The following is an 11,808-nucleotide window of genomic DNA, read 5'->3' on the forward strand; positions in this document are numbered from 1 at the left end:
CGCCCTCGAAGATCATCGCATCCGATTGCCGCACGGCCATTCGGTGAAGCCGTTCGTGGTGAGTTCGTCGAAGCCGTTCGTGGTGAGTTCGTCGAACCACGAACGGCTTCACCGAATGGCAGTCATCCGATTGTCTAAAGACCATGGCCGCGAGACGACTCACGCGTCCTTCGGCGAGCGGCGACGTTCCGACAGATCCAGGAGACGGTCGGCCAAATCGAGGATTGCGTCGCTCAACGCGATCCGGACGCGCCAGCTTTCGGGAATGGTCGCGTGGCCATAATAGGCCCCCGCGAGTTGCCCATAGATCGCCCCGGTGGTGTCGGCATCCTCCCCAAGATTGACCGCCTTGAGCGCCCCGTCCCGGAAATTGTCGGTCGTCCAGAAGGCCCAGAGCGCCGCCTCCAGGGACTGGACGACGTAGCCGGTGCCGCGAATCATGGGGGGCTCGCGTTCCTTGAACCGCCCGGCGGCGACGGCGTCGATCTGGCGGCTGAGCGGATGCGTCGTCCAGTCCACCCCAGGCGGCGCGAAGCGGGGACCGAGCAGTTCGTCCCGAGCAATTCCCTGGAGCGCGCCGACGATCAGACCCGCCAGATAGCGGCAGGCGTCGACCGCCTCCGGCGCGGCGTGGGTGGTGCGCGACATCCGGCCCGCGAGCCGGACGGCCTCGGCCGGCGCGTGGGCAAAGGCGAGCGGCACGGGCGCCAGACGCATCAGCGAACCGTTGCCCGCGGTATGCGGATCGGTGGATCCCGCGAAGGGATTCCAATCGTTCTCGAACCGCGTCAGCGCGGCGGCAATCGTATTGCCGATGTCGAAACAGCGTCCGTTGCTGCTCCAGTAGCCCTCGTCGCGCCAGCGCAGATAGCGGCGCATCTGATCCTCGGCGTCGAAACCGTCGCGGGCGATCAGACTCTCGGCAAGACAGAGCGCCATGGAGGTGTCGTCCGTCCACTGCCCTGGAGCGAGCCGGAAAGGACCGCCGCCAAGCATGTCGTCGATCGGGGCGAAGGCTCCCGGTCGCGTGAATTCCAGCGTGGTCCCGAGCGCATCGCCCACGGCCAGACCGATCAAGGCGCCGCGCGTGCGATCCCGGCGCGACAGTTCCGTTTCAAGCGTCATTGCATTCATCGAGCGTCTGTCCCCTGGAAAGACCGATCCCACTCACGCGCCGAACCCGGCGTTCCAGCGCATCGCCCAGCACGGACGGTTCGCGATAGAGCAGCGTGAAGGCGTGTCGCGAACGGGTGATACCGGTATAGACCAACTCGCGGGTGAGGACCGGATTTGAGGTATCCGGCAGAATGAGCACGGTGTGATCGAATTCCGAGCCCTGTGATTTGTGCACCGTCATGGCAAAGACGGTCTCCACCGCTTGCAGACGGCTGGGCAGGATCCAGCGGATGCCGCCGGAACCGTCGCCGGCGGGAAAGGCCACGCGCAACACACGACGTCTTGCCCCAATCTCCTGACCGCCAAGCTCCGCTCCTTCGACTCCGCTCAGGACAGGCCCTGCGACTCCGCTCAGGACAGGCCCTGCGACGCCACTCAGGGCAGGCCCTTCGACGCCGCGCGGGGCCAGCGGCAGCGCGAGCGTGATGCCAATGTCGCCGTTCATCAGGTGCAGGCCATAGTCGTTGCGGGTGACCAGCACCGGGCGGCCGGCGAACCAGTGACGATCCGCGCCCGCCGTCCCGAGGGCGTCGCCCCCACTCAGCAATCCGGCGTCCTTGAGCACCTCGACGATCCGTCGGTTCAGCCCTTCCACGCCCCACGGTCCCTGACGCAGCGCGGTGAGCAACTGGAATCCTTCCTGCGCCTTGAGGACGGCGCGCGCCCACCGATCCAAGGCGTCGCGGGTGGCGTCGTCGCCCGGATCCTCGTCGCGCATCCGGGTCAGATAGGCGCGATAGCCGTCGCGAACCAGGGCGGCGAATTCCGGGCTACCCGTGTCGCGCAGTTGGATGGCGTCGATCCGGCCCAGTTTCCCGTCGCTGACGCTCCGCTGGCGCTCGAACAGACTCAGCACGGCGCTCAGACGCGCGGTCGGCGGCTGGCGCTCCGGTGTATCGTCGTGACGTCGATCGTCGTTGACCAGCGCGGCGAGCGCCCCGATGCCGCCTTCGGGCTTGAAGCGATAACTCTTGCGCAACATGACGATAGCCTGATCTAGCGGCTCGCCGGCGTCGTCGAGGTACGTGTCGGGAATGGTCGCGCCCGTGACCCGGCGCAGCCAGTCGCGGGTGACCGGGAGATAGTGCGCGGCGCGCGCGCGCTGACAGAGATCGCCCAGCACGGCGCCCGCCTCCACCGAGGCCAGTTGGTCCTTGTCGCCCAGCAGGATCAGGCGCGCATCGGGACGCAACGCCTCCAGCAGACGGGCCATCATCTCCACGTCCACCATCGATGCCTCGTCGACCACCACCAGATCGGCCGGGAGCGGATGGCCGGCATGATGGCGGAAATGCCTGCTGTCCGGGATCGAGCCGAGCAGCCGGTGCAGGGTCGTCACCTCGGTGGGAATCTCGCGGCGAACCTGTTCGCCATTCGGAACGGCGTCGAGCGGCAGGTCCGCCACCCGCGCGGCGATGGATTCGTTCAGACGCGCGGCGGCCTTGCCGGTGGGCGCGGCCAGACGGATGCGCAGCGGCGGCTGGCCGCGCCCGATGGCCAAGCCCTGCAACAGCGCCAGCAGACGCACCACAGTGGTGGTCTTACCGGTGCCCGGACCGCCGGTGACGATGGCGAAGGCGCTGCGGGCCGCCAGCGCGCAGGCGATCTTTTGCCAGTCGCAGGGATCGGACGCCGCGTCCTGGTCGACGACGAACAGCGCGTCGAGCAGCGCGCGCAGGTCCGTTTCCGGCAGTTCGAGCCGCTGGTCGAGACGCGCGCGGATGCCGTCGAGGATGCGCGACTCGTACCGCCAGTAGCGCCGGAGATAGAGCAGCGGTCGCGCGGGCGTGCCTTCCAGGACGAGGGGGGATGCCGCGTCGTCGGTGGCGTCGCGGTCCAGCCGGTTGTGGACCGCCGGGCTGCGGCTCAGGCGTCCGACCCAGTCCGCCAGCGTCAGTCCGCGCAGAAGGGCGCTCAAGTCGGCACGCACCTCGGCGGCGGTGTCCACATCGTCGCGCAGTCGGGTGAGCAGGGCGTCCGGACGCTCCCGCGCGCCGGCAAGATCGAGACAGACATGGCCGTGTCCATTGCGCTCGCTGGTCAGGGCGACAGCGAGCAGCACCGCCGTGTCGGTCTCCGGTCCGTGTCGATGAATGAAGCGGGTCAGGGCCAGATCCAGCGCGCGCAGCGCGCCGGCATCCGCCCAGGCGCGCAGACGGGCGAGCAGATCCTCGGCCTCGACAGGCGCAAACCCTTCGACTCCGCTCAGGGCAAACGGATGGGACGTCCGGGTGTCCATCAGGCCACCTCCCGGCCAGCCGTCGTCTCGCCAGCCGTTTTTTCTCCGGCGAACAGCCGGTCCAGCGTCTCGATCAGAATCCGCGGCGGTTTGTCCATGAAGAGCCCTTGACTGGCGCTGTAACCGCCGCGCAAAAAGACATAGACCGCCCCGCCGACATGCCGGTCATAGTCGTAATCGGGCAGGCGCGCGCGAAGCTGACGGTGCAGCGCCAGCAGATAGAGCACGTATTGCAGATCGTAGCGGGCGTTCAGAATAGCCTCGCGCATGGCCTCCGGGGTATAGGCCGCGTCGTCCGGTCCCAGCCAGTTGGATTTCCAGTCCGCGACGTAGTAGCGGCCCTGGTGCTCGAACACCAGATCGATGAAGCCCTTGAGCATGCCGTTGAGTCGATTGGCGCCGATGCCGGGACGCGGGTATCCGGCCAGACAGTGCGTCTGGACCAACCGATCCAGCGTCTGGGTCTGGACGGCGCGGCTCTCCAGCCAGAATTCCATCTCGACCTGGATTTGTTCGGGCGCCAGATCGCACAGGGCCAGCGTGGGCGGTTGGCCGTCGGCATCCGGCAGTCCATCGAGCACCCAGGGCCGCACGAGGAAGTCCGCCAGCCAGGCGTCCAGCGGCTCGATCCAGGCGGTGAGTCCACGCAGATTGCAGCGCTGTCCCAGCATTTCCAGGCGCAGCGTTCGCGCTTGGGCCGTTGCCGCGTAGCCGCGCAAACCCAGCCCCCGGTCGTCGCGCGCGCGCTGGTCCGAGGCCCACTCCAGGATGCCATGCAGAAAGGTTCCCTGGCGGCTGCCGCGCGGGAAGGCGTGCAGATGGCGATCCTTCAGGGGCTTTGCCGAGCGCGCCGAACCGAGGTCATCCGCGTCAGCCGCTCGGATCGTCTGATGGATTTCTTCCATAGCGGTTTCCTGCGTGGCCGTCTCCACCGACGGTCCCGGCTCGGATCCTTGTGACTGATCGGACAGAAGCGCCGACGTGGCCTCTTCCGACCCGGTCTCGTCCCGCGCCACGATCCGCAGGGACGAATAACTGGCGATCCACCAGGGCGGTGGACGAGTCTTCGGGGCCCGGCGCGCCGGCTCCAGCGCGACCGCCGACACCGGGGCCAGTCGCGTCACCGATGAGGATGGAGCCAACTCGATCCGCATCGACGCACAATCCCCCCGCAGCCGCGCCAGCGCCTCCAGGATGTCCTCCGGGGTCTCGAACGGCTTGCCGCCATTGAGCACATGACCGATGGCCGACTTCTCCAACTGGGGCTTTTTCGCGTTGCCGCTCTTGAGCGGCGCGATCCCGAGCCAGAGCGCATGCCGGGCGCGGGTCACGGCGACATAGAGCAGGCGCATATCCTCGCTCAGACGCGCATCGTCGGCGGCGGCCCAAGCCTCGCCGAAGCGGGCCTTTGGCGCCAGTTCGAGCAGGGTTCGCGGGCCTGTCCTGAGCGGAGTCGAAGGGGCTGTCCCGAGCGGAGTCGAAGGGGCGGCGCGATAGGGAACCTGCCGGGTATGACCATCCACTGCCCGCCAGGAACAGATGAAGGGCAGCAGCACCAGCGGATATTCCAGCCCCTTGGCTTTATGGATGGTGACGATCCGCACCCGTTCGGCATCGCTCTCCAGACGCTGGATGAATTCGTCGCCCGACGCGCCGACATGCTCGGACAGGTGCCGGATCAGCGCCTGTTCGCCGTCGAGCGCGGTCGCCGACTGTTGCAGCCATTCGGCCAGATGCAGCAGATTGGTCAGAATGCGCTCGCCGTTGCCGCGTCCGAGCAGCCGCGCGGGCAACGCGACGTCCTGCATCAGACGCCGCAGCATGGCGAGCACGCCCTGACGCCGCCAGACCTGCCGGTAGCCGCGAAAACGCTCGATTTGCGCTTCCCAGGCCAGCTCGTCGCGTTGCAATTGCGCGAGCTGTTCCAGCGGCACGGCCAGGGTGTTGGTGCCGAGCGCCGCGCGCACCAGAGTCTCGTCGGTGGGCGCGGCGCAGGCCCGCAGCCAATGCAGCAGATCGCCCGCTTCCTGGGTCTGAAAGACCGACTCCCGATCCGAAAGATAGACGCTGTGAACGCGACGAGCCGCCAGCGCCTCGCGCATCGCGGCCGCTTCCGTGCCGGTGCGCACCAGGATGGCGATATCCCGCGGGCACAGGGGGCGACGCTCGCCCTCATGCTCGAAACCGGCCTGCCCCGCCTCGGCCTGACGCAACCAGTCGACGATCCGGGTCGCTGTCGTCTCGGCCATCCGCCGACGATAGTCGTCGGGCGAGATCGGATCGGGGCCGTTGTCCAGGGTCCAGAAGGTCAGCGCGGTCGCCGCCTGGCCATCCAGGATCAGACGCTCGGCGCGGCCGCTGGCCTCGACGGTCTGATAGGGAATCGGATGCTCGGTGTCGGTCTTGAAACGGAAGGCGCCGCGCGCCTGCATCTCCGCCTGTTGAAACAGCCGGTTGCAGGCGTCCACCATGGGCTCGGTCGAACGGTAATTGACGCCCAGGGTGTAATGCCGCCCCGCAGTCGCCCGGCGGGCGTCGAGATAGGTATGGATGTCGGCCCCCCGGAAGCCATAGATCGCCTGCTTGGGGTCGCCGATCATAATCAGCGCGGTGTCCTCGGGCGGCTCGGCCACTTGGTAGATGCGGTCGAAGATGCGGTACTGGACCGGGTCCGTATCCTGGAATTCGTCGATCAGGGCCACCGGGAACTGACGCCGGATGGTCTCGGCCAGACGTTGCGCGTGACCGCCATCCCCTGCCTCGCTGGGATTCAGCGCCGCGTCGAGCTGACGCAGCAGGTCATCGAATCCCATCTCGGCCTGGACGAGCAGACGGCGCTCCAGTTCGCGCCCAACCCAGCGCGCGGCATGGGCGATCAGACAGGCCTCGAAGGACGGTTCCGGCTCTTCCGGCAGAGGCGGTTTGGCGCCCGCCGCCTGCCAGTCGGCGATCGAACGGAAGGCCGGATGCGTCATTTCGGTCGTGACTTTCGCGGTCTTCTTGAACTTGAATGCGCCCTGACCGAAGGTCTTGAGTTTTGTTGGAGCCGCGCCTCCCTCGGACCAGGCCGCGATGTCGGCAAGCAGAGCGTCGAACTTGTCGGCGTGGGTGCTCTCGTGCGTGGTGCCGTTGAGATGGGGGCGCAACTCCCGCAGATGCGTTTCGAGCGTCTCGCGATCCGCGCGCCACAGATCACGGGCCGCCAGTTCTAGGACCGCGCGTTCCGCGTCCAGACGCTGACGTTCGGCTTCCACGCCGTCCCGCTGGTCCAGCCACTGACAGTAGCGGGCCAGCGGGGCATCGAGCGAATCGACGCGCAGCGGCTCGCCCTTGTAGGACAGGATGGCTTCCCGGCGCTGGAGCCAGGTGGCGAGCTTACCGCGCAGGGCATCGGGTGACTTGACGACGTCCAGGACGCAGCGCACCTGCGCCGGCGGCAGCGAGTAGAAATGTACACGCCAGTAATCGCGCGTCACCTCGGCCAGCAGATCGGTCTGATCGGTGATCAGTTCCCGGTCGAACAGACCGCGGGTGTCGAAGGCATGTTCCTGAAGCATGCGGTAACACCAGCCATGAATGGTCGAGATCATCGCCTCGTCCATCCATTCGGCGGCCAAACGCAGCCGGCGCGCGCAGCCGGGCCAATCTTGCGGCGCGTAGGTCACGCGCAGATCGTGCAGGGGATTTTCGCCATGCTGGGTTTTCGGCGCCGTGTCGGGCGCGGCCTCAAAACACACCGCCGCCTCGACCAGACGCTGCCGAATGCGGTCGCGCAATTCCTTCGTGGCCGCGTCCGTGAAGGTGACGACCAGAATCTCGGGCGGCGTCAGCGGACGCTCGAAGGCCATCCCCTCCCCGCCGTGCCCAAGCACCAGACGGGTATAGAGCAGAGCCAGCGTAAAGGTCTTGCCGGTGCCGGCGCTGGCCTCGACGAGTCGGCTGCCCCGGAGCGGAAAGGCGAGCGGATCGAGCCTTTGGCTCATGATGACGGTCCCTCTTGATCCAGACAATGGCGAAACAGCGGCCGGTAAAGCCGGTCGATCAGCGGCTCGAAGCCCGCGTCCGCGCTGAGTTCCGCATAGGTCGGCCAGAAGCGGGTATAACCGGGATGGTCTTCCCGCTCGCCGGCGCGGTTGAAGCCACCTTCGTAGGTCGAAAACGGACAACCCTTGTCATCCTCGCGCGCCCGCAGCACCGCGAAGCCGGTCTTGCAGGCCAGCGGCGGCAAGGTCGTCAGCCCCTCCAGAAACGACTCCAGAAGTTGGATCAGCCGATCATGCGCGGACTCGGCGTCCAGCGGCGCAAGCCTGAAATCGGTGTCCGGTCCGAGAAGATGCGTCGTGACCGGCCCCTCAAGCTGGGCGGCCAGATGGAACGGCCACTGTCGCGCGAGGTGATACCACTTCAAGTCTTTACCCTCATGCAATCGACTGGCCTGCAAATGCAGCCGCACGCGGTTGCCCGCGTCGTCCTGGCGCAGATCGTTCAGGCTATCGTCCAAATCGATGCCGATCCCCGCCAGCCGGATCGTCCGGGCGGGACAGACCAGCGGATACTGTTGCAGAAGCGACCGATAGGTCTCGACCGGCGCTTCCAGATCCTTGACCAGCGAATCGGTCCAGACGCCATCGAACGGCGGCAGGGGCAAACGGCCGGCGCGCGCGAGCTGCCGGATCGTCGCGCGCAGACAGGCTTGCGGATCGGCGTCGGGTTGCTGGGCCAGGGTGTGCTGCACCGCCTGAATCATGGCGTCGCGCATGCCCCAGCTTCCGAGGCCGTCGAAATCGAACACCTCGTCATCCTCGACGGCATCCGCGTCCTCGGTGAGATAGAGCGCAAGGCGCCGGGTATAAAATGTCCTGACCGGATGACGCAGAAAGCCCCCCAGCGCGGACAGTCGCACGGGGGCATCCAGGTCGGGCGGATCAAGGGTCGGCGGACGCTCCGGTTCGGTGTCGGAAAAGGCCGCCGGCTCGATTCCGGGATCGCCATCAGGATCGGATCTGGAATCCCGATGCACCGCCCGCCATTCCCGCGCGTAGGTAAAGAGACGCGGCGGACGATCCGGCTGGAAATAGCGGCGACTGAAGGGCTGCAACGGATGCTCGGTGGTCAGCGCGTCGAGGAGCGTCGAGCCCTGCTCGGGGTTGGCCAGTCGCCAGCCGGCGGCGAGATGATCGCGTAACTGACCGACCAGCACCGAGGGCGGACGGATCGAGTTGTCCCGAATCCCGCGCCCCACCCAACTGATGACCAGCCGCTCGCGCGCCGACAACAGCGCCTCCAGGAAGAGATAACGGTCGTCCTCGCGACGCGAGCGGTCGCCCGGTCGATAGTCGTTCGCCATCAGATCGAAATCGGCCGGACGGCGGTTGCGCGGATAGTCGCCGTCGTTCATGCCCAGCAGCCAGATCTGACGGAACGGGATAGCGCGCATCGGCATCAGGGTCGCGAAATTCACCGCGCCGGCCAGAAACCGCTGGGTCAGGGTCGGCTCGTCGAGAGCGGACAGCAGCGCGTCGCGCACCACCTCCAGCGGCAGGGTCTCCGCGCGCGCGCCGCCCCGCCGACAGTCCAGCGCCCAGCGCTCCAGCGCCTGCTGGACCTGGGCAATGGCGAGCAGATCGGTCTCGCCGTCCGCCGCGAAGGCGTCATCGAGCAGTTCGCCGATCAGCGCCGTCCAGGCGTCCGGCGCGCGCGGGATCTGGAGTTGGCGCCAATAGCGTTCCAGCGTCTCCAGCAACTGCACCAGCGGACCGACCAGCGCCGCTTCCAGACCGCCGATTTCATCATAAGGCTCGATCGCCTGCCAGGGACCGCTCTGCCCCGTGGCGAAGCCGAGCAGCATGCGTTGCAGACCGAAGCCCCAGGTGTTTTGCGTCAGCCCGGCGGGCAGCCCGAGACTGGCGCGCTGCGGCGCATCCAGCCCCCAGCGGATGTTGGCCCCGCCGATCCACTGGCGCAGTCGGGGCAAATCGGCCTCGTCGATGCCGAAACGCTCGCGCAGGGCCGGAAGATCGAGCAGATCCAACAGCTCGCTAACGGCAAAGCGCGAGCGCGGCAGATTGAGCAGGGTCTCCAGCCCGATCAACAGCGGATTGCGATGACGCTGCCCCTGATCCGAGAGATGAAACGGGATATGGCGCGGATCGTCCGGCGCCAGACGCCCGAAGACCGCCTCGATGTGCGGGGCATAGGGATCGATGTCCGGGACCATGATCAGCACGTCGCGCGGGTGCAGCGGAGCGCCGGACTTGGCGGCACGCTCGAAGGCGTCCAGCAGTTGATCGTGAAGGATTTCGACCTCGCGCTGCGGGCCGTGGGCGATCAGGAATTCGAGACTGCGATCGGTCCGGGGGTCGATGGCGACGGCCAACGCCTGACGTTCGTGCAGCGGGCGCAGCTCCAGGATGTCATCTTGTAACTGTTGCAGCAGCGTGGCTTCGCCGGGGAATTCGCTGGGGGACTCGAAAAGATCGATGTCCATGCTCGCGGCCTGGAAATGCCCCTCGTAGTCCTCGCGCCGGTCGTGCTCGTCGAGCAGTCGGATATAGTCCCTACCCTGCTTGCCCCAGGCCGCCAGCAACGGATGACCGTGCAGATGGAGTTGGGTTTCGTCGACATCCATCGGCACCCTTCGACTCCGCTCAGGACAGGCCCCGCGGGCGGAATAACGCCGATACTCGCGCCGGAACAGCTCCCGACCCTCGACGATGTCGCCCCAGTGATGCCGACTGGGGTTGTGCACGAACAGCATGACCTGCGAGAAGGGCGCGATGGCCTCCAACACCTCCAGCGACTGGCGCGGCAGCGATGAGATGCCGAAGACGATAACCCGCCGGGGCAGGCGGTCCTGGGTGGCGTCCAACGATGCGTCCGGGTAGGTCGTGGCCCGCTCCAGGAAGGCGCGATGAATCTCGGCGCGACTGGCATGGCCGAACGCACCCGCGGCGGCGCCCGCCTCCCCCGCGACATCCCGCAGCAGACAGCGCCAGAGGGCCGGCTGCCAGCGCTGCGCGTCGGGCAGCGGCTCGCGGCGACCGTCCGGCCGGATCAGCACATCCTCGCCGGCCTGCCAGGCGGCCAGCCAGTCCGCCCGATAGACTTGATACTGATCGAAGAGATCGGCGAGACGCAGGGCCAGTTGATACCGACGGCGCGGGTCGGCGTCGCCGTCGAGAAATCCCTGGATTGGCGCCAGACAGTCGGGGTTCGGCAGCGGCGCGGCGAGAGCAGCGAGATCACCCAGCAGTCGATGCAACCGCCAGGTCATGGGGGCCTTGTCGAAAGCGGAACTCTCCGGCAGATCGCCAAGCACGCGGCGATACGCCTGCCAGATGAAACGCCCCGGCAGGGTCACCTCCAGCGCGGCTGCAATCCCGCAGCCGCCCGTGAGATCGTCCTCTGGATTCGCGGCCAGGGCCAGCTTGAGCCATTGGGCGATGCCGTTGCTCTGCACCAGCACCACCTCGTTCTCCAGCGGATGCAGCGGATGGCGCCGCATCCAGGCGACCATGAGCCCGCGCAACGCCTCCAGGCGGTTGCCCTGGATCAGCATGAAACCGGTTGGCCAGTCTCCAGCGCCCGCGACTTTCCGAGCGTCCATCAGTCACTCCATATCGAGGAATCATGATCCCAAGCGCGCATTTGAACCGCAAAGACGCCAGGAATACAAAGGATTTCAGCGCGCGCCGCGCGGCCAGACACGGGTGCCGCTACAATGCCGGGCAGGATCGCCACCGACCGAGGCCCATCATGCACCGTCGCAGATTCCCCATCGGCATCCAGACCTTCGCCAAGATCCGCGAGGACGATCATTTCGCCGGCAACGAGCCGCTGTTCCGGGGACTGGCGATCCATCCGGGCTGGGACTGGTCGATCCCTTATCCGGTGATCCGTCTCAGCTTCGGCGGCGGGGTGCTGCACGATGCCGCCGCCCTGGCGCGCAAGATCGGCGAACAACGGCGCATCAACCAAGCGGCACTGGGCGTGACCTGCACCGAAACCGACGTCACGGCCTGTGTCGGCGAACTGATCCGACTCGCCCATACCGCCACCGGCCAGCGCGCCGTCATCCTGGTCGACGAATACGACAAGCCGGATCCTCGACAACCTGACCGAACCGGCGATTGCCCGCGAGCTGCGCGACGGGCTGCGCAATCTCTACTCGGTCATCAAGGACCAGGACGCCTACGTCCGGTTCGTCTTCATCACCGGGGTGAGCAAATTCAGCAAGGCCAGCATCTTTTCGGGGCTTAGTTCGTCCCGGCCTTGTCTGTTCCGGTGACCCGTCGCCCGCAAGCGGGCTCCTACGGTGGCGGATGACGTCAACATGAGCACGGCTGCCGGACGCATCGGCGGACCATGGTACGATTCCAATCCCTCCCCGCACT

General features: G+C 67.0%; 4 protein-coding genes and 1 pseudogene. 1 reads left to right on the plus strand and 4 read right to left on the minus strand.

Features of this window, described 5'->3' with window-relative positions:
• Window positions 1-159: 159 nt before the first annotated feature.
• Genes THIVI_RS09775 through recC form a run of 4 tightly spaced genes read right to left on the minus strand, consistent with a single transcriptional unit; the run spans window position 160 to window position 11,021 of the window.
• Window positions 160-1,134: an ADP-ribosylglycohydrolase family protein gene (locus THIVI_RS09775; protein ID WP_014778439.1), complete on the minus strand. Its 975-nt coding sequence runs from the start codon at window positions 1,132-1,134 to the stop codon at window positions 160-162.
• Entirely contained in the window at window positions 1,115-3,415 is a 2,301-nt protein-coding gene (gene recD, locus THIVI_RS09780) for an exodeoxyribonuclease V subunit alpha (RefSeq protein WP_014778440.1), read from the minus strand. Before recD ends, THIVI_RS09775 begins: the two co-directional genes overlap by 20 nt.
• Window positions 3,415-7,398, minus strand: a complete 3,984-nt coding sequence (gene recB, locus THIVI_RS09785) for an exodeoxyribonuclease V subunit beta (RefSeq protein WP_014778441.1) — start codon at window positions 7,396-7,398, stop codon at window positions 3,415-3,417. The genes recD and recB overlap by 1 nt, the downstream gene beginning before the upstream one ends.
• Window positions 7,395-11,021 (minus strand): exodeoxyribonuclease V subunit gamma, encoded by a 3,627-nt coding sequence (gene recC, locus THIVI_RS09790; RefSeq protein ID WP_014778442.1) that lies wholly within the window; start codon window positions 11,019-11,021, stop codon window positions 7,395-7,397. Before recC ends, recB begins: the two co-directional genes overlap by 4 nt.
• A 149-nt stretch (window positions 11,022-11,170) precedes the next feature.
• Here recC and THIVI_RS09795 point away from each other — a divergent pair.
• A pseudogene (locus THIVI_RS09795) lies at window positions 11,171-11,684 on the plus strand (AAA family ATPase); the annotation flags it as partial.
• Between the last annotated feature and the right edge of the window lie 124 nt (window positions 11,685-11,808).

This window comes from Thiocystis violascens DSM 198 (genome assembly GCF_000227745.2).
In the GTDB taxonomy this organism is placed as follows: Bacteria; Pseudomonadota; Gammaproteobacteria; order Chromatiales; family Chromatiaceae; genus Chromatium; species Chromatium violascens.